At 68.3% G+C, this 18588-nt stretch carries 13 protein-coding genes; 4 read left to right on the forward strand and 9 right to left on the reverse strand.

The genetic code is table 11. The features are described 5' to 3' along the window. Window positions 1-631 precede the first annotated feature (631 nt). The 6 genes from J7495_RS10075 to J7495_RS10100 form a co-directional block, all read right to left on the reverse strand. Window positions 632-4603 (reverse strand): hypothetical protein, encoded by a 3972-nt coding sequence (locus tag J7495_RS10075; protein WP_294056362.1) that lies wholly within the window; start codon window positions 4601-4603, stop codon window positions 632-634. Then, window positions 4603-6468, reverse strand: a complete 1866-nt coding sequence (locus J7495_RS10080; protein WP_294056363.1) for a hypothetical protein — start codon at window positions 6466-6468, stop codon at window positions 4603-4605. The genes J7495_RS10075 and J7495_RS10080 overlap by 1 nt, the downstream gene beginning before the upstream one ends. Beyond that, window positions 6465-8420, reverse strand: a complete 1956-nt coding sequence (locus tag J7495_RS10085) for a heme-binding protein (RefSeq protein ID WP_294056364.1) — start codon at window positions 8418-8420, stop codon at window positions 6465-6467. Before J7495_RS10085 ends, J7495_RS10080 begins: the two co-directional genes overlap by 4 nt. Then, on the reverse strand, window positions 8417-9757 hold the full coding sequence (locus J7495_RS10090) for a multiheme c-type cytochrome (RefSeq protein ID WP_294056365.1): 1341 nt from the start codon (window positions 9755-9757) through the stop codon (window positions 8417-8419). The genes J7495_RS10085 and J7495_RS10090 overlap by 4 nt, the downstream gene beginning before the upstream one ends. 58 nt (window positions 9758-9815) lie before the next feature. After that, window positions 9816-10142, reverse strand: coding sequence for a hypothetical protein (locus tag J7495_RS10095; protein ID WP_294056366.1), 327 nt, complete (start codon window positions 10140-10142; stop codon window positions 9816-9818). Between the two features lie 196 nt (window positions 10143-10338). After that, window positions 10339-11127: a 2-keto-4-pentenoate hydratase gene (locus J7495_RS10100; RefSeq protein ID WP_294056367.1), complete on the reverse strand. Its 789-nt coding sequence runs from the start codon at window positions 11125-11127 to the stop codon at window positions 10339-10341. 131 nt (window positions 11128-11258) lie between these two features. On the opposite strand from J7495_RS10100, the gene J7495_RS10105 reads away from it, so the two are divergent. The 4 genes from J7495_RS10105 (at window position 11259) to J7495_RS10120 (ending at window position 15684) form a co-directional block, all read left to right on the forward strand. After that, window positions 11259-12287 carry a LacI family DNA-binding transcriptional regulator gene (locus J7495_RS10105; protein WP_294056368.1) on the forward strand — a complete coding sequence of 343 codons (1029 nt, stop codon included), beginning with the start codon at window positions 11259-11261 and terminating at the stop codon, window positions 12285-12287. A 230-nt stretch (window positions 12288-12517) separates the two neighbouring features. Then, entirely contained in the window at window positions 12518-13360 is an 843-nt protein-coding gene (gene kduI, locus J7495_RS10110) for a 5-dehydro-4-deoxy-D-glucuronate isomerase (RefSeq protein ID WP_294056369.1), read from the forward strand. A 12-nt stretch (window positions 13361-13372) separates the two neighbouring features. Then, entirely contained in the window at window positions 13373-14128 is a 756-nt protein-coding gene (gene kduD / locus J7495_RS10115; protein WP_294056370.1) for a 2-dehydro-3-deoxy-D-gluconate 5-dehydrogenase KduD, read from the forward strand. Next, on the forward strand, window positions 14113-15684 hold the full coding sequence (locus J7495_RS10120) for a carboxylesterase/lipase family protein (RefSeq protein WP_294056371.1): 1572 nt from the start codon (window positions 14113-14115) through the stop codon (window positions 15682-15684). The genes kduD and J7495_RS10120 overlap by 16 nt, the downstream gene beginning before the upstream one ends. A 23-nt stretch (window positions 15685-15707) precedes the next feature. Here the strand turns inward: J7495_RS10120 and J7495_RS10125 are convergent, their stop codons facing one another. From J7495_RS10125 to J7495_RS10135, 3 genes are all read right to left on the reverse strand, one after another. After that, window positions 15708-16079 carry a response regulator gene (locus J7495_RS10125; RefSeq protein ID WP_294056372.1) on the reverse strand — a complete coding sequence of 124 codons (372 nt, stop codon included), beginning with the start codon at window positions 16077-16079 and terminating at the stop codon, window positions 15708-15710. 111 nt (window positions 16080-16190) lie between these two features. Next, window positions 16191-16805, reverse strand: a complete 615-nt coding sequence (locus J7495_RS10130; RefSeq protein WP_294056373.1) for a response regulator — start codon at window positions 16803-16805, stop codon at window positions 16191-16193. After that, entirely contained in the window at window positions 16798-18243 is a 1446-nt protein-coding gene (locus J7495_RS10135) for a PAS domain S-box protein (RefSeq protein ID WP_366810995.1), read from the reverse strand. Before J7495_RS10135 ends, J7495_RS10130 begins: the two co-directional genes overlap by 8 nt. Window positions 18244-18588: the final 345 nt, after the last annotated feature.

Raw genomic sequence — 18588 nt, forward strand, 5'->3', positions numbered from 1 at the left:
TCCTTACGCGCGTCGGTGCCGAGAAGAGCCTCGCCGAGCTCACGCCATGTTTGAAACCCGAGAGGCATGGGAGCCAGCATGGGGCAAGCAATCCTAGGTGGGAAGCGCGGTGTAGGGATGAAATTGCGGCACGTTGACTGGGTCCGATTTTTTCTGTAATGTATATGTAGTCATGCATAAGAATCCCGGTCGATTTCCCCGATATTGGTTTCCTTGCCTTTGTCGGAATACCGCGTGGAAAGAGACCAAGGTACAAGGGTGATATTGTTAGGGCTTGGTAGTTACGTCCATAACTCGGTCACTATCGCGGGACGTGCACTGGGGAATTTTTCGATCGGTATCGGTCGGGAGGTTCCTTTGTGCATTTTGGCACTCGGACTTCTCGATCACGGAAAAGTGGCGAGAAGCGAGATGCAAGAAAAGCACGCTCCTTTAGTTCTCTTGACCTTGGCCAAGAGCGGTTCGCTCGCTTTGGGAGTCGGAGGTGCTACAGCCTTGTCCCCATGGCTGGGCGCCCTAGCGATTATTTCTGTCGTCCTGTGCAAGGCGCTCGACAAAGCTCCTGAGATCATAAGAGCTTGGAAAGATGTACCTTCGGCAGCTCCCACCGGAGCTGTGCAAGCGGTCACATTTATTTCGTCGGCCACGCAACCGCAGGCCCCCGCCACCCGTTCGGGTCCACCGCGTCGCTCACCTTGAACACCTGCCCCCGCCGGCTGAGGAACAGCCGTTCCATCTCCTCGCGATTGAACGGGCGTGAACCCAGCCGACCGAACACCGCGATCTGGCCGCCGGTCTCGTCCACTGCCCGGTCGCGGTCCAAGCCCTTGGACAGCGCCAGCGCCGGTGAGGGCGTCCTCGCCCAGGCGATGAGTTCGGGCTTCGGCGCGGGGCTGAAGCCGTAGAAATTGGGCTGGGTGTCGGGAGCGGTGAGCTGGAGGACCTTCAGGCCGTTCCGCCCGTCCGCGACATAGGCGAAGAAGCTCGCATTCGTCGCGCCGACGATCACGTCGCGCGCGTCCGTCAGCTGGCCTCCGAAGGTATAGGCGCCGTACCATTTCGGCTGGGTGGGGTTGGTGACGTTGACCACCACCAGCCCCTGCGCGCCGCCGGCGATGTAGGCGTAGGTGCGCGCGACGTAGATGCGCTTCGCATCGGGCATTGCGATCGTGCCCGAGGGGACCGCCACCGGGTTGCGGAGGTTCGTCACGTCGAAGAGCTTCACGCCCTCGGCATCGCTCACCCAGAGGTAGCGGAACTGGATCGCGCTGGCCCTCGCGTCGCGCAGGGGGCGGACGGCGGCGAGCTTCGGGTGGAGCGGGTCGTGGAGGTCGACGACCACCAGCCCCTTGTCCGCCGCGATGTACGCGATCTCGCCCGCCAGGATGATGTGGCGGGCGCCGTTCAGCACGCCGTCGGGGTTCCAGGTGACCGCGCGCTTGAGGAAGTTGTTCTGGAAGTCGCCGTCGGCCAGCGTCTCGACGTTGACGAGGATCAGGCCCTCGACCGAATCCGTCACCGCGGCATAGCTGTAGATCGGCAGGAACGGCTGTTCCTGGTTCGCCTCGCGCATCGCGGGCGTGTTGCGCAAGGGGTTGATCGTCTGGTTGGTCGGGAGCGCCATGCAGGTGGCGTTGGCGGACTTGACCTGGGTGTTCTGGCCGAGCTTCGAGAAGGGCGCGGTGATGATCGGGTCCGACACGCCCTTGTTGGCGACCGAGGCGACGTCATAGGCGCGGAAACCGCCCTTGCCTTCGGCGACATAGAGATATTCGCCGCGGAGTTGCAGGCAGTTCACCGCGTCGGCCGTGCCGTGGGTGGGATTGCGGAACTGCTCGCGCTCGCCGGTCTCGCCCGAGCGCTTGCGGCCGAAGGTCTTGCCGCGAGTCCAGTCCTTCAGCTCGCGGTGGTTCTGCTCGACGTGGAGCCGCCAGTAATCGGGATAGGCATAGCGCTGGAGATAGGAGCCGAGCACCGCCTGGGGCTCGTTCCATTCGGTGACGCGTACCGCTTCGATCCCGCCCTGCAGGCCGGTCCAGGCGTGGAGCCCGACGAAGTTCACCTGGTTTGTGCCGAGCAGGAGGAGCTGCGCCATGATCGCGTTGTTGTCGTCCTTGGCCGACAAGTGGCAGTCGGTGCAGGTCTTGGTCTCGGTGGTGCGGACGGTGTGGGGGAAGTGCGGGGCGAAGGCCTGGCTCGAGAAGCCGATCGCCGAGATGGGCGGCTGCTGGATGTAGATGCGCTCGCGGTTGGGGTTGGTCGAGGAAAGGACCAGCGCGGAGGAGCTTCGCACCGGGGCGGTCTCGTTGCCCTTGGTGGTCATGTGCTTGCCGAGCTGGAACATGTCGTCGCGCGCGACCTGCGGGTTGTAGGTCGCGAAGTTGCGCGTCTCCTCGCCCTTGAAGTGATGCGTCTCGGTCTTCCAGTTCGCTTCGATCGGGAGATGGCAGCCGCCGCAGCTGGTGGTCCAGCTGAGGTGGCAGGTGAAGCACGCCATCTCGCCGTCCTTGTGCGCGCGATCGGCTAAGGGCACGGCGGGGCCGAAGGCGAAGCTGCCGTCGTCGGCGCCGGTGCGGCTCATCAGCTTGGCGCGCGCGGCCCTGGCGTTGAAGGTCGGGCTCAGCGGATCGACCGAATCCTTCACCAGGTGGATTTCCCAGCTCAGCGAGGGATCGACGATCGAGCGCTGGATGAGCTTGCGGCGGCCGTCGGCACCTTCCACCCATTCGAAGCGGCGCTGGCCGTCGGGGTTGCGGAGCAGCTCGAGGTTCGAGCCCTGCGGCCGCGCGGCGGGGCCCGAGGTGCGCAGCGTCGGGTAAGCGTCGGCAGTGCCGTGGCAATCCTTGCACCCGATCTCGACGGCGTTGGCGACTTCGCCGTAGATGAGGCCGTTGCCGTGGCTGTCCTGCGCGAAATGGCAGTCCGCGCATTGCATGCCCTTCTCGGCATGGATGTCCATCAGGTGGACCGCCTTGCCGGGGTTGGTGCCGGGGGGCACGAACTTGCCCTCGCCTGCCTTGCGCCATTTCTCGGGATCGTCGGGCTTCACGATGTTGCCCTCGGCGTCGAGGAGGTTGCCCTCGCGGTCGCGCTTGAAGACGCCGCGAAAGTTCCAGCCGTGGCTGTGATAGTCGGCGAACTGCGTGTCCCTGAGCCCCGGGTTGAGGTCGTAGACGTTGCGGAGGAACCCGGGGTCGGACCAGTTGCCGCGCACCACCGCGCCCTCGGGGTTACGCTCCAGCGCCTCGTGCTGCTCGGCGATGGTGGGATAGCGCTGGTGCCTGGGCCACATCGCCGGCGCGTCGGACTCATAGTCCCACATCGTGTAGCCGAGGTAGGAGTTCAGGAAGATGTTGGGCTGGTGGAGGTGGCAGCTCATGCACTGGCTGGTCGGGATCGCGCGGGTGAAGGCGTGGCGGAGCGGGTGGCCGGACTCCTTCTGGCCGGGCTGGATCAGGCGGCCGTGTTCGTCGGGCTGCTGGCGCTTGGCGGCGATCGTCGGGTCGACGGTGATGCTCTGCCCGTCGCGGCCATATTGCGCGTAGATCAGGCTGTGCCGCGGCTCGCGGTCGTTGGCGTAGATGACGTGGCAGCCGGTGCAGCCCGAGCCGCGATAGTCGCCGGGCTGGTCGTTGGTGCCCATGAACCAGAGCAGCGGATCGTTGAGCCTTGTCTTGTGGATGTTGAGCACCGGGATCGCGACGCGCAGGCCCGTGCCGGGGCCGCGGTTCGACTGCTTGAGGTCGGGGCGGCCGGGCTCCTCCAGTCGCTGGATCGATCCGGTCGGGTTGGGCAGCCCCACCTCGGCGAACTGCGTGCCGTTGTTGCGCCCGCCGCGCTCGAACACGCGGAAGACGTCGGCGGGCGGCATCACTTGCCAGGTGGGGAGCGGGTAGAGCGCGGCGAGCGCGCCCCTCGCCTGCTCCGCCGGGGTGACCTTGCCCGGGGGATTGCCGGCGGAGACGATCTTCGCGGGCTCACCGTCGCGGGTATAGGCCTCGCCGAAGAGGTAGTTTTTGTACGGGACGATACCGTTGTTGTAGGCGGCCCCTCCCCAGAGCATCGCGGTGGAAGCCATCAGCGAGCGCTCGCTCGCCTCGATGATCTCGAGGTGGCAGGCGCCGCAGGAGTCGCGGACGACGCGATAGTCGCCCGGGTTCACGAAGCGGATGAACTCGGGGGCTTCCTTGTTGAGCAGCGTGTAGCTGCGCTTCGGGTTGGCGCTGTCGGGCCAGTTCCAGCTTTTCGGGTAAAGCGGGAGGATGTGCGCCTTGTCGCGCGCGGCGATGTAGCGCGGGTCCGCGAAGCCGAGATTGGGGTCGCCGCGGACGGTGGCGTCGCCGCCGTGGCAATCGGTGCAGCCGAGGCGGACCGCGGGGGTGGCGTGCATCGAGGCTTCGTCGGTGCGCGTGTGGCAGGAGAAACAGCCTTCGGACTTGGCCGCGGCCTGTGCCTCGGTCTGGCTCATCGGCGCAGGGGGGGCGGCGACATAGACGCGCGCGACGGGCTTCTCCTCGTCGCTCGCCTTGAGGATCGCGGCGGGGACGAGCACGCCGGCGAGGAGCAGCAGCGCGAGGGCGAGGAGGCGGGTCCCGAGGCGCATCAGTAGCTCAGCACCACGTTGGCGAGGACCGAGACGTAGCGGTCGTGGCGCTGGGCGTTGTCGAACAGGTCGCGGAAGCCCTCGCCCGGCTGGAGCACCGCGGCGGAGAGGCGGAACACCATGTTCTGGTTGGCGCGCGGTCGCCAGATCGCTGCGGCGGAGAGGTCCCAGCCGATGTCCTTCGGGATGCTGCCTTCGTTGCGCAGTGTCTCGAGCGTGATCGTGTTGGCGAAGGCGAGATGGTTGGCGTTGGCCGAGACACGAAGCCGGGGCGTCAGGTCGAAGTCGGCGCCGACGCCGAGCAGGAAGGTGCCGGGGTTGTTGAAATTCGACTGCCCCTCCTCCTTCGACGAGCGCAGCGAATTGAGCACGCCGTTGCGCCCCGACAGCGCGACGGCGCGGCCGCCACCGGCGAAGGGAATCGACTGGCGGATCCAATAGCTGGTGTCGGCGCCGGCGAAGACGGGGTTCTCGAAGACGGCGTCGAAGCCGGTCTCCTTGTCGTCATAGGGGTCGCCGTCGCCGGTGGCGTAGAGCGCCGAGAGGCGGACGCGGATCCAGTCGCGGTCGTAGCTCAATTCGGTCGCGCCGAAGAAGGCGCGGATGCTGGCGGGGCGGCTGGTGAAGAAGCTGTTCGAGTCGTGGCCGAGCGCGGCATAGGTCGAGGCCGTGACGTTGATCCGGCCGACATGGCCGTCGGCGTTGTAGCCGAGGTACGCGACGTCGTAATCGTGGCCGCGCAGGTCGCCGAGCAGCGCGGGACGGACGGGGAAGCCGTTGTCGTCGACACGGATGCCATTGCCTTCGCGGTTGCGGTTGAACAGCGCGATGACCTGGCTGGTGAGGCCGGGGACCAGGAAGTCCTGGCGATAGACGTTGGCGACGAAGACGAGGTCGTCGCGCGGGCTCGAGAGGACGCTGTTGAGCCCGGAGTTGGTGTCCTTCTCCAGCCGCCAGAAGACGCCGAGGTTGTACTGGACGCGATTGCCGTCGCGGTTGCCGAACAGCCTCAGCCCAAGCTGCTGGTCGTTGAACAGGAAGCCGCGGAAGTCGCTCTGGAAGGGCTGGATGCCGACGCGGATCGAGTCGAAATCGTAGCGATCCGAGACGTTGCGCAGGTGATAGTCGACGAACAGCTCCTGCACGCCGAGGAAGCTGTCGAGCCGGTGGCTGGGCTTCGAGGGCTCGACGTGGAGGACGCGACGCTCGGGGACCTGCGCGTAGTTGACGTTGAGGGCGAGCGCGATGCGATACTCGATCTCGGGCGGCTTGAACGCGGTCGAGCCCTTGAACAGCGAAGCGCCGAGGATGAAGGTCTGAGAGGCGATATAGCTCGCGTCCTTGCCGAAGACGTCGAGGCTGCCGGGGCGCCGGGTGGTCTGGACGCCGACGGGGATCGGGAAGGTCCGCGGCTCGAAGACGGTGTCCGAGACGGCGCTGGCGGAGAAGAACCAGTCGTCTCCCTTGATCGGGAGCCAGGGCACCTTGGCGCGGTCGATCGGGCGGTCGCCCTTCAGCGTGTTCTGGTGATAGGGGTCGAGCCAATTCTCCTTCACCACGCCGAGGGATTCGATCAGGCGCCAGCGGTCGGGGACGGGCACCTGGTCGGTGGGGAAAGCCTCGGGCGGCGGGGCGCGGACGGCGCCGGGGTTGTCCTGGGTGACGGCTTTAGGGAGCGGCGGGACATAGCCGGGCTTGCGGCGGCCTTCGAGGGTTTCCGACGGGTCGGTGGGGGTGTCGCGCGGGTCGGGCTTTGGAGCGGTCTGCGCGTCCTGCGAGGGGGCTTCCTGCGCCCATCCGCTCGGCATGTCCGTCACCGGCACCGGCGTGACGAGCAGCAGCGCAGGGGCGAGGTCGACGCTCACAGCCCCTCGCAGACATTGTTCGCACTGGAATCGAGGAAGGGCGCGAAGGGGCAGCTGACGTAGCGCAGCCGGGCGCTGCCGCCGCCGCTCAGGGTCACCAGGATGTTGTCGGCCCGGATCGCCGCGGGGGCGTTGCCGATGCCGCCGACCCGCACTCCGGCATTGTGGAGGCCGAGGAAGCTGATCATGTCGTCCTGGTCGATACCGTCGCCCGAGACGCCGATCCCGCCGACGAGCGTGTTGCCGCGATAGACGGGGACCGAGCCGGGGAAGATCTGGATGCCGTTCTGCAGGCGATTCCGGCCGGGCGCGGCATCGGGGATGAAGGTGCAGCGCTGCGGCGTGTCGGTGCCGCTCGCGCCGGTGACGTAGCTGAGGTGCTGGCCGAGGTTGGTGAGGATCAGCGCCGATTGCAGCCCGGTGCTGAACGGATTGAACTGCGCGATCGGTCGCGAGAAGGGCCCGTTGGGGCGGCCGACCTCGCCATCGGGGAAATAGGGGCGCGAGAGATTGCCGTTGGCGCGATCGGTGAAGGCATGGGTGCCGGTGAGCGCGGCGGGGTCGTTGAGGAAGGTCCGCGCGGCGGCGACGAAATGCTGCACGTCGGCGCTGGGATCGGCGAGCATCTGGGCGCCCGCCGCGGCGTTCGAGAAGAAGGCGGCGGTGCGCGCCTTCTGCAGCGAGACGTCGATGCCGAAGATCGGCGCGTCGGGCGAGCGGACGAGGCCCAGCACCGCGCCGTTGGTATCGACCAGGCTGATCGACACCTGGGCGCGGCTGTCGAGGGGCTGGCGGATCTGCGCGCGGGCGCGCGTCATGATCGTGAAGGCTTCCTCGAGGATCGCACGCGCCTCGGCGGCGGAGATGGCGCCCGCGCCGTCGGTGCCGGCGGTGACGGGATAGCGGTCGGCGCCCGCGCCGTTGGTGAGGACGAAGGCGTCGCGGTTCGAGAATTCGGCCGAAGTCGAGGCGCGGATGCCCGAGGCTTCGCTGCCGTATGCCGTACCCGCGGTGATCGTCGCGGCGGTATAGCCGGTGACCGCGACCGGGCTGCCCAGCGCCGGGCTGGTCGCGGCATAGGTGGCGGTGCCGGGCGTCGCGAGACCGGTGTAGGCGACGTCGGTGTAGCGGAGCTGGGTGCCGTCGACATAGATGCGGTCGGCACGGATGCTTTCGGGCGCTTCGAAGCCGCGCGTGCCGGCCAGCGCGATCGCTTCCTCGGCGCTGGCGTCGACGTCGGTCACGTCGGGGTCGAAGCCGTAGCTGCCATCGGTCATCACGCCGACGCCGCCGACCACCACCCCGTCCTTGTAGAGCGGGAAGCCGCCCGGATCGGCGGCGAGGCCGAGCGGCGAGCGCTTCGGCCCGATCAGCGCGGCCGAGCCCGCGGCGCCGAAGCGGGCGGAGAGGTCCGAGCAGGGGAGCTGGCTGAACTGGACGCCGAACAGCGGCCCGCTCTCGAGCCCGGCGGTGACCGGCGAGGGCGGGAAATGCTGCTGGACGATCATCGAGGCGGTGCGGGTCGAGAAGGCATTGCCACCCGAGGAGAGGTACGCGCCGGTGACCGCCTTGGCGATCGCGCCGGCCTCGGCGGGGATGACGAGGTTCTGCGCGTCGATGCTGGCGCCGCCCGGCGCGGGCGTGGTGCGCGCGGTGGCGGCGGCGCCGGTCATGCGGAAGACGGCGAGGATGTTGCCGACGCGGTCGCTCACCGCGATCACCGCGGGGAGCGAGCGCGCCTGCGCCTCGGCGGCGGCGTGGGCGATCACCGCCTGGACGTCGGCGACGCTGAGCGACTGCGCGGCGGGGACGGGATAATTGCCGGTCGCGGGAGTCGGCGTGGGGGTCGGCGTCGCGGCGGGCGACGGGGTGCTGACGCTGCCGCTGCCGCCGCAGGATTCGAGCAGCAGGGCCGAGACGGCGAGGAACGCGGTTACCGGGCGCCGCGTCATCTGAGCGCCCGGATGCTGCGGACCGCGCTGGCGAGCGAGGCGCGGAAGTCGGCGCCGCGATAGGCGTTGGGCTCCTTGACCGCGGCATAGGCGCGATTGATGTCGGCGCGGATGCCGGCCGCCGCGCCGATCGTGATCCGGCCCTGCTTGACCAGCGCGTTGAGCAGGGTGTCGATTGCCATCACCGCCTGCACCGAGCCTTCGTAATCGGTGAAGCGCGGTGCCGAGGCGGGGCCGGCGATGCTGTCCAGGATGCGATACGCCAGGTCGTTGCCGCCGAGCCCGGCGAGCATGCCGGCGAGGCTCTGCGAGGTCTGGGCGAGCCGGCGCGCGGCAGCCACGGCGGCGGTGCGGTCGCCGGCAAGGCCGGCGTGGAAGGCCTTCACGTCGGCGTCGAACCGCGCGGCCTGGCCGGGCACAGCGGCATGGACCGCCGCCGAGAGCAAGATCATGTTCTCGTCGTTGAACGGCGGCATGCCGAAGGGGATCGGGCGGCCGGGGTTGGTCTCGAAGGTCAGGCTGCGATCGGCCTGGTCGTAGATGCGGCGATGGCAGCTGTGGCAGTCGAAGAAGGTGAATTCGGGGAAGCTGCCCTCGGTGCCGCGGTTGCTCGCGAACAGCGTCATCGCGCGGTTGAGCGCCATCGCCTGGCCGGCGGCCCAGGTGGCGACGCTGTCGGTACGGCCCTTGCGCCCGGCATAGTCGGCATCCTCGTCCCAATGCTGCTGCATCGTCGAGAAGAGGTCGAGCTCGAAGCTGATCCGGGGGTGGCCGGCAGCCATCATCCGGTGCGTGACGAACTGACCGGCGCGGGCGCTGCCGTAGTGGCAATCGAGGCACACGCCGGCGCGGACCAGTGGTCGGTCGAGCGGCGTCATGCCATTCGCGACATTGCCCGCGTGGCTGGCGCCGACGGCATAGTGCGAAGCGATCCAGCCCGAGGCGGGGCCGTGGCACGCCTCGCAACTCACCCCGTCGCTGGTGAGGTAGCGCGCGCCCTTCCCGCCGGTGACGGGGGTCGAATGGCAGCCGAGGCAGGCGGGCGCCCGGGCGGCGTCGCCGAGGCCGAGCGTGGCGGTGATCTGCTGCGCGCGGCGGCCGGAGAGGACGGCATAGGCCCGGCTGTGCGCACCGCCGGGCGACGAAGGTTCCTGCCAGCGCATCAGCTCGTCCTGGCGGACGACGGCGCCGTCCGCCTCCATCCGGCCGTGGCAGGTGGTGCCGGCGCAGCTCGCGACGCCTTCGAAGGTCCCGCCGGCAGGCGGCGCGGCGGTGGCGCCGGTGAGCACCGCGGCGGCGGCGAGCAGGGCAAGCGAGGCCCCGAGAGCCCCGCGCATCCAAGCTGAAAATCGACCCCCTACACGCATGCCAGCGCAATCCCCTCGCTCGCGGCGTTCAATCTGCCCGAATCTGCATGCACCGAACAGGCTTAAGTTTGGTTTCAGTCCGTCGGCCTGTCCTAAAGCTGCCACTTCCGCCCGCTCCCCTCTTCGTCATCCGGCGAAAGCCGGGACCCAGGGTTGCGAAGGACGTCGCTCGCGGCCCGACGGTAAAGCTGGTCTTGTCGAGCAGCAGCACCTGCAATCGGCTGGCGCGGCCGGTAAGGATGTCGTTGCCGAGCGACACGCGCTCCTTGAGCATCGCGTGGTGGAGCGTGCGGTTGGCCTCGGTCGTCATCTTGACGTCGTTGACCACCGCGGCGTTGACCCCGACGGCCCGCACCGGCGAGCGCTGCGCCGGGGAAAGATCAGGCCGGCGGCCAGGCGCGGCGGCGTGTGAGGTCGGTCATCATTCCCTCTGGTCGATACCCACAACCGTCATCCCGGCGGAAGCCGGGACCCAGGGCCAAGCAGGACGTCGCTCGCGACCCTGGGTCCCGGCTTTCGCCGGGACGACCGCTGATGTCGGGAAGGCGCGCTTACGCCTCCGCCTTCTCGATCGCGCACTCAACCTCGAACCCGCCGCCGAAGCGCGCCACTGCGCGTTGCCCCGGGTGCATGATGTGCACGCCCGTCACCGCGCCCGAGGAGATCCACTGCCCCGGCTGGAGCGCGATCCCGCGCGCCGCCGCGAGGCCGAACAGGAAGGCGGCCGCGCCGAACGGGCCGTCGAGCATCTCGCTCGCGGGAGCGCGGCCCGCTTCCTCGCCGTCGATCAGCAGCTCCACCGTCCAGTCGATGAAGTCGCCGTTCTGCCAGTTCGGGATCGCGCGGCCGACCACCAGCCCGTGGTTGTTGCCGAAGTCCGAGATCGTCACCAGCGGCCCGTCGGCGTTGATCCCCGGATAGGGCGAGCTCGCGATCTCGATGCCGGCATGGACCGCGTCGATCAGCGCCTTGGCCTCGTGGGGCGTGTATTCGGCCTTCGCCGGATCGGGCGCGGTGCCGATGCGCAGGAGATATTCCGCCTCGGCCGCGCCGAAGCCGCCCTCGAACACCGGCATCGACAGCCCCGGGCGTGCATCGACGATGCGATCGGCGAAGATCGGCCCCGCGAGGCGATTGGTGCCCAGCTCGGCATCGAGCGGCGGGTTGATCCGGCCGACCTTCCAGCCGCCCACCGCGACCCGGCGCAGCGCGATCGCATGGTCCTGGATCGCATAGGCCTCGGCGATCGACTCGGGGCGGCGCCCCGGATAGTCGGCCAGCGCCTGGGCGTCCCGGCGCGCCGCTACGAACGCCTGCGCGATCCGTTCGCCCTCACTCATCCTCGCCTCGCCCACGCTCATTTGGCACCCGTCATTCCTCGCTGCTTATGGGAAACCGGTGTCAGTGACAAGCCATGCTTGTGTCCCGCACATTTGGCGAATGGGACAATGGGCGCTATGTCCTCATGGACATGAGCAAAGCCAGCCAGCCAACGATCAACGACGTCGCGCGCCTCGCCGGGGTCTCGAAGAAGACCGTCAGCCGGGTGATCAATGCCTCCCCGCTGCTCAACCAGGACACGCGCAAGCGAGTGGAGCAGGTCATCGCCGAACTGGGGTACATCCCCAATCCGCAGGCGCGCGCGCTGGCGCTGAGGCGCAACTTCCTGATCGGGCTGATCCACGACAACCCCAATGCGCAGATGGTGCTCAACGTGCAGCAGGGGCTGCTCGAAGTGCTGCGCGACACCGAGTTCGAGCTGATCGTCCACCCGGTCGACCGCGGCTCGCCGGCGATGCTCGAGGAGATCCGCCGCTTCCTCGAGCGGCAGCGGCCGTACGGCATCATGCTGCTGCCGCCGATCAGCGAGAATGACACGCTCGCCGCGCTCTGCCGCGAACTGGGGGTGCGCTATGTGCGGATGGGCTCGGCGCCGCTCGACGAGCCGCCCAACATGGTCGCTTCGAACGACCGCGAGGCAGTGCGCGGCGCGGTGGGACACCTCATCGAGGCGGGGCACCGTCGGATCGGGCTGATCGCAGGGCCGCACGGCTTCCGCTCGGCGATCGAGCGCCAGCACGGCTATGAGGAAGCGCTGGAAGCCGCGGGGATTCCGATCCAGCGGACGATGATCGTGCACGGCGACTATCGCTTCGAATCGGGGATGCGCGCGGCCGACCGGCTGCTCGACCATTCGCCGCGGCCGACCGCGGTCTTCTCCTCGAACGACGAGATGGCGGCGGGGGTGTTCCATGTCGCGCGCCAGCGGGGGCTTTCGGTGCCGCAGGAACTCTCGATCATCGGCTTCGACGACACGCCGATCGCCTCGCACATCTGGCCGCCGCTGACGACGGTGCGCTGGCCGATCGCGACGATGGCGCGCGCCGCGGCGCTCAAGCTGGTCGGCGAAGCGAGCGGCAAGGGCAGCAGCGACGGCGATGCCTCGCTGTTCGTCTCGACGCTGATCCGGCGGGCATCGGTGGCGGCGCCGGGGTCTTGATCTTCTTAAGCCCCTCCCCTTCAGGGGAGGGGTTGGGGGTGGGGCCTGTGAGTCTCACCGAGACCAACGTTGGCATTCGTGGACAGGCCCCACCCCAACCCCTCCCCTGAAGGGGAGGGGCTTGAGTGTGCTGCACCGCTTGACCTCGCCCTCGCCCGGTCGCATCGCGACACTGGTTGAATTCAAACCTGACACCGGTTACCCGAGCGCGACCAGATTCGGAGAGGCACATGTTCGATCGCACCTATTACGCCACGCACCCCGACATGATGGAGTGCGTCTCGAACGACGAGCTGCGCGACCGCTACCTCATCCAGGGCCTGTTTCGCACCGGCGAGTGCGTGCTCAACTACACCCATGCCGACCGGTTCGTGATCGGCGGTGTCGCGGTGGGCGCCACGCCGGTCAGGCTCCCCGACCAGGCCGAGCCGCCCTCGGCCGCGGGCCACCCTTTCCTCGAGCGCCGCGAGCTGGCGATCGTCAACGTCGGCTCGGTCGAAGGCACCGTCACCGTCGACGGCGAAGCCTTCACGCTGGGCAACAAGGACTGCCTCTACGTCACCATGGGCGCCAGGCAAGTGACCTTCGCCGGCGAAGGCGCGCGCTTCTACCTGGCGTCGTGCCCGGCGCACAAGGCGTTCACCACGAGGCTGCTCGGCATCGCCGACGCCAATGCGCTCGACCGCGGCACGCTGGCGGAATCGAACGAGCGGACGATCTTCCAGCTCGTCATCCCCGGCGTGTGCGACAGCGCGCAGCTGGTGATGGGCCTCACCGTGCTCAAGCCGGGCAGCGTGTGGAACACCATGCCCCCGCACATCCACGAGCGCCGCAGCGAGATCTATTTCTACTTCGAGCTCGACGACCTCGCCAAGGACCGCGTCTTCCACTTCATGGGCGAAGGCGAAGCGACGCGGCACATTGTGATGCAGAACGAGGAAGCCGTGATCTCGCCGCCCTGGTCGATCCACATGGGCGCGGGGACGAAGGCCTATGCGTTCATCTGGGCGATGGCCGGCGAGAACCAGGACTATACCGACATGAACGTGCTCGATATCTGCCAGCTGGCCTGACGGAGTTCCAGCATGACCAATCCCTTCGATCTCGGCGGCAAGGTCGCCGTCGTCACCGGCGCGAACACCGGCATCGGCCAGGGCATCGCGCTGGCGCTTGCCGCGGCGGGCGCGAACGTGGCAGCGGTGGGCCGCACCCCGGCGGAGGAGACCGTCGCGAAGGTCCGCGCGCTCGGGCGCAAGGCGGAGATCGTCTCGGCCGACCTGTCGACGATCGAGCCTGTGGGCCGAGTTGTGGACGAAGCTGTGGACAAGCTCGGCGGGCTGGACATCCTCGTCAACAACGCCGGGATCATCCGCCGCGCCGACAGCCTGGACTTCACCGAGGAAGATTGGGACGCGGTGGTCGACACCAATCTGAAGTCGGTGTTCTTCCTCTGCCAGGCGGCGGCGCGCCATATGGTGGGCCACGGCGGCGGCAAGATCATCAACATCGCGTCGATGCTGACCTTCCAGGGCGGCATCCGCGTGCCGAGCTACACCGCGTCCAAGTCGGGGATCGGCGGTCTCACCAAGCTGCTCGCCAACGAATGGGCGGGCAAGGGCATCAACGTCAACGCGATCGCGCCGGGCTATATCGCGACCAACAACACCGCGGCGCTCCAGGCCGACGAGACGCGCAACCGCCAGATCATGGAGCGCATCCCCGCGGGCCGCTGGGGCGATCCCGCCGACCTGGGCGGGGCCGCAGTGTTCCTCGCGTCGTCGGCGGCCGACTATGTCCAGGGGCATATTCTGGCCGTCGACGGCGGGTGGCTGGCGCGGTGACGACGACGCGGCGCGGCCTGATCGGCGGCGCCGCCGCGACGGGCGCGATGCTGCTCGCGCCGCGCGCGCTCGCGCAGGCGGCCGCGCCGGTGACGGCACCTGCCGGACGCTTCCAGGGAATTGTCGGGGCCGGGGTACGCGTGTTCCGCGGCATCCGCTATGGCATCGCCGAGCGTTTCCGCGCGCCGCAGCCGCTGCCGCCCGCAACCGAGATCGTGGCGGCGGACCGGTTCGGCCCGCCCTGCCCGCAGAACGGCAGCCGCTACGGCCTCCAGTCCGAGGACTGCCTGTTCCTCAACATCTGGACCGCCGACGCGCACCCCGCCGCGCGCAAGCCGGTGATGCTCTACATCCACGGCGGCGGCTATTCGGCCGGCAGCTCGACCGACCCCCTGTGCCACGGCCAGCACCTCGCGGCGCGCGGCGACGTGGTAGTGGTGAGCGTGAACCACCGGCTCAACGCGCTCGGCTATCTCTATCTCGCGCGCTTCGACCCGCGCTTCGCCGACAGCGGCAATGCCGGGCAGCTCGACCTCATGCTGGCGCTGCAATGGGTGAAGGCGAACATCGCGGCGTTCGGCGGCGATCCGGCGCGCGTGATGGTGTTCGGCCAGTCGGGCGGCGGGGCCAAGATCGCGACGCTGATGGGCATGCCCGCGGCCAAGGGGCTGTTCCACCGCGCCGCGACGATGAGCGGGCAGCAAGTGACTGCCTCTGGCCCGCTCCACGCGACCGAGCGGGCGCGGGCTTTCCTCGCCAGGCTGGGCGTGTCAGGGCGCAGCCTGGACGATCTCGACGGGCTGCACGTCGGCAAGCTGATGGACGCGCTCGAGGCGACCGACCCCTATCTCGGCGGCGGCGTCTACATGGGGCCGGTGCTCGACATGAAGTGGCTCACCCGCCACCCCTTCTGGCCCGACGCCAATCCGCAGGGCAACGCCATCCCGATGATGCTCGGCAACACCCACGACGAGACGCGCGCGTTCGTCCCGCCCGATTCGCCGAGGGTGCAGGGGCTGAGCTGGGATAACCTCGCCGAGCGGATGGCGCCCGAGCTGCGGATCGACGCGCTGCCGGAGTGGGTGGTGGCGGAATATCGCGCGAAGTTCCCGGCCTGGTCGCCGACCGAGGTGTTCTACGCCGCGACGACGGCGGGGCGGAGCTGGCGCGGCCAGGTGATCGAGGCCGAGGCGCGCGCGGCAGCGGGCGTGCCCGCCTGGGTCTATCAGGTGGACTTCACGTCGCGCACGGACCCGCGCCGCGGCGCCTTCCACACGATGGACATTCCGCTGGTGTTCGGCACGCTCGGCGCCGAGGGATCGCAGACCGGCACCGGCGCCGATGCCCGCGCGGCGAGCCAGGCGATGCAGGAGCGCTTCGTCGCCTTCGCCAAGACGGGCGACCCCAACCGCAAGGGGCTGGCGGCGTGGCCCAGGTACACGCTGCCCCGCCGTCCGACGATGGTGTTCGACGTGGCGAGCGGGCTGGAGGATGATCCGCGCCAGTGGCAGCGCGAACTGTTCGCAAGAATTCCCTATATCCAGCCGGGGACTTAGCCCCTGTTGCGAGCGGCTCGCGATCAATCCGTCAGTGCGGCAACCAGCGCGTGCCGGGCGAGCGGCTTCTCGAGCACGGAATAGAAGCCGGCGACGAGCGCCTGCTCGGTCAGCAATTCGCTGGGGTGGCCGGTCATCAGCACTGCCCTTCCCTGCCAGCCCGCGTCGCGCAGGGTGCGAAGCATCTCGATCCCGTCGCAGTCCTCGAGCAGATAGTCGGCGACGAGCAAGTCGACGGGGCTGAGCGCCGCGGCATCGATCGCCGACGCTGCGCGCGCATGCGCGCGCACTTCGAACCCGCTCCATTCGAGTAGAAGCTGCAGCGAGCGCCGAACGCCTTCGTCATCCTCGACCAGGAGAACGCGAAGTCCGCGCGGCGCGACTCGGGAGAACATCGCTAGGGGCTTCCGGCTCGAGACTCAGACGAGCCATTTCTGCCACTCGGGCCGGCGCCGGTCGTTACGGTATCATCCTAGGTCATGACTACGTAATCTTCCGGATGCGGCTCAATCGCCGAGCCCCGCCGCGAAGGCGATGCGCAGCGCTTCGGAGAGGCTGCGCACTCCGAGCTTGCTCATCAGGTTCGCGCGATGGACTTCGATGGTGCGCGGTGAAATACCGAGGTCATAGGCGATCGTCTTGTTGGGATGGCCGCGCGCGAGACCGCCGAGCACTTCCTGTTCGCGCTGGCTCAGCTCCTCGATCCGGACCTTCGCCTCACGCTCGGTCGCGCCGCTGTCCTCGCCGCGGCTCAGCCGCGCGAAGCCGGTGTCGATCGCCTCGAGAAGATGGCCGCGCTCGAACGGCTTCTCGAGGAAATCGACCGCGCCTGCCTTCATCGCCTGGACCGCGATGCCGATGTCGCCGTGGCCGGTGAGCACGATCACGGGGAACTTGATCTCCCGCGCGTTGAGCTCGCGTTGGACTTCGAGCCCGTCCATCTCCGGCATGCGGATGTCGAGCAGGATGCAGCCCGACGGCGCCGTCGCGACTTCGCGCAGGAATGCCACGCCGGAGGGATAGGTGCGCGTTTCGAGGCCCGCGCTCCTCAGCAGGAAACTGGTGGACTTGCGGACCGATTCCTCGTCGTCGACGACGTGGACGAGCCGTTCCTCACTCATCGATCTCTTCCTCGTTGGCGGACATGATCGTGAAATGGAAGATGGTGCCGCCGCCGTCCCTGGGCTCCGCCCAGATCCGCCCGCCATGCGCCTCGACGATCGTTCGGCAGATCGAGAGGCCCAGCCCCATCCCCTGCTCCTTGGTGCTCGCGAACGCTTCGAACAATTGCGGCGCGACCGACGGATCGATCCCGCTGCCGGTGTCCGCCACCGCGACGCGGATCATTCCGTGGGGTTCACGGAAGGTGCCGACGGTGATCTCGCGCAATTCGCGCTCGCCGATCGCTTCCACTGCGTTGCGAAGCAGATTGACCAGGACCTGTTGGATCTGGATGCGGTCAGCAACGACCGTTTCGATCGTCGGATCGATCTCGAAGATCGTGCGGACGCCTCGCTCGCGCGCGCCCATCAACCCGAGGCGGGCCGCTTCGTCGATCATCGCGGGCAGGTTCTCGACGCGCTGCTCGACTTCGCCGCGCGCGACGAAATCGCGCAGCCGGCGGACGATGTGCCCGGCGCGCAACGCTTCCTTCGCCGCTTCTTCCACCGCCTGATGCAGCATGTCGAGCGGCGGATTCTCCTCACGTTCGATCAAGTCGCGTGCCGCATTGGTATAGTTGGCGATCGCCGTCAGCGGCTGGTTGAGTTCGTGCGCCAGTGTCGATGCCATCGTCCCCATCGCGCTCACGCGCGAGACATGGATCAGCTCGGACTGGAGCTCCTGCAGCTTGAACTCGGCACGCTGCTGAGCGCTCAGGTCGCGAATGAAGCCGGTGAAGATGCGGCGGCCGCCGCTGCTCGCCTCGCCGACCGAAAGCTCCATCGGAAACTCGGTGCCGTCGCGGCGCAGCGCGACGATGACGCGGCCGATCCCGATGATCCGCCGCTCGCCGGTCTTGCGGTAGCGCGCGAGATATTGGTCGTGGCGGTCGTGATCGGGGTTGGGCATCAGCATCTTGACGTTGCGCCCGATGACATCGGCCTCCTTCCAGCCGAACAGCCGCTCGGCGGCGGCGCTGAACGACAGCATCGTTCCCGCTTCGTCGATCACCACCATCGCGCTCGGCACAGTGGCGAGGATCGAGCGGACGTGGAGCTCGCTGTGCGCCAGCGCCTGCTCGGCGGCCTTGCGCGCCGTGATGTCGACGATGCTGATCCCGAAGCCGCGCAGGCTCCGATCGGCGTTGCGGAGCGCGATCATCGTCGTCTCGGCGGCGAATTCGGAGCCGTCCTTGCGGATCCGCCACACCTCGCTGCGCTGCGGCCCGGCCTCGGCGGCGACCGCACGATCGAGCGCCGGCCGGCCCGCGATCATTTCACCGGCCGGATAGAGCCGGTCGATCGACTGCCCCATCATCTCGCCGGCGAGCCAGCCGAGCAACGTCTCCGCTCCTTCCAACCAAGCCGTGACATTGCCGTCGGCATCGATGAGGAGCACGGCCCTATCGGTCGCGCTTCGGACGAAAAGCGCCAGGTCCTCTGCGGTTACGCCGGACTCCTCGGAAGTCAACGCCCCGTCCATACGCTCCTCCGGCATAATCTACATCGAGCAGACTAAGCTCATCCCGATCCGATGAGGCGCTAGGTGAAATACCTAAGGGGGTTGAGTTGCAATCAACAAACGCATCCGACTTGAAGTGTATTATGAAAATCTCGCCGAATTCCGTTCGCCAATATCAAGTTTCGACCGGCCAATGGTGGCACCGGCATGCGCTCCCTTGGCAGAGCGAGGGACCGATTGAGATCGCCGCGACTGTCGTGGCCTACCCGGAGCGCGCGTTCG

The organism is Sphingomonas sp. (genome assembly GCF_017745215.1).
Lineage (GTDB): Bacteria > Pseudomonadota > Alphaproteobacteria > Sphingomonadales > Sphingomonadaceae > Sphingomonas.

Excerpts from the sequence above, each read along its gene's own strand:
- J7495_RS10075 (WP_294056362.1), bottom strand. The coding sequence starts at position 4,603 with ATGCGCCTCGGGACCCGCCTCCTCGCCCTCGCGCTGCTGCTCCTCGCC.
- J7495_RS10085 (WP_294056364.1), bottom strand. The coding sequence starts at position 8,420 with ATGACGCGGCGCCCGGTAACCGCGTTCCTCGCCGTCTCGGCCCTGCTG.
- J7495_RS10090 (WP_294056365.1), bottom strand. The coding sequence starts at position 9,757 with ATGCGCGGGGCTCTCGGGGCCTCGCTTGCCCTGCTCGCCGCCGCCGCG.
- J7495_RS10100 (WP_294056367.1), bottom strand. The coding sequence starts at position 11,127 with ATGAGTGAGGGCGAACGGATCGCGCAGGCGTTCGTAGCGGCGCGCCGG.
- J7495_RS10105 (WP_294056368.1), top strand. The coding sequence starts at position 11,259 with ATGAGCAAAGCCAGCCAGCCAACGATCAACGACGTCGCGCGCCTCGCC.
- kduI (WP_294056369.1), top strand. The coding sequence starts at position 12,518 with ATGTTCGATCGCACCTATTACGCCACGCACCCCGACATGATGGAGTGC.
- kduD (WP_294056370.1), top strand. The coding sequence starts at position 13,373 with ATGACCAATCCCTTCGATCTCGGCGGCAAGGTCGCCGTCGTCACCGGC.
- J7495_RS10125 (WP_294056372.1), bottom strand. The coding sequence starts at position 16,079 with ATGTTCTCCCGAGTCGCGCCGCGCGGACTTCGCGTTCTCCTGGTCGAG.
- J7495_RS10130 (WP_294056373.1), bottom strand. The coding sequence starts at position 16,805 with ATGAGTGAGGAACGGCTCGTCCACGTCGTCGACGACGAGGAATCGGTC.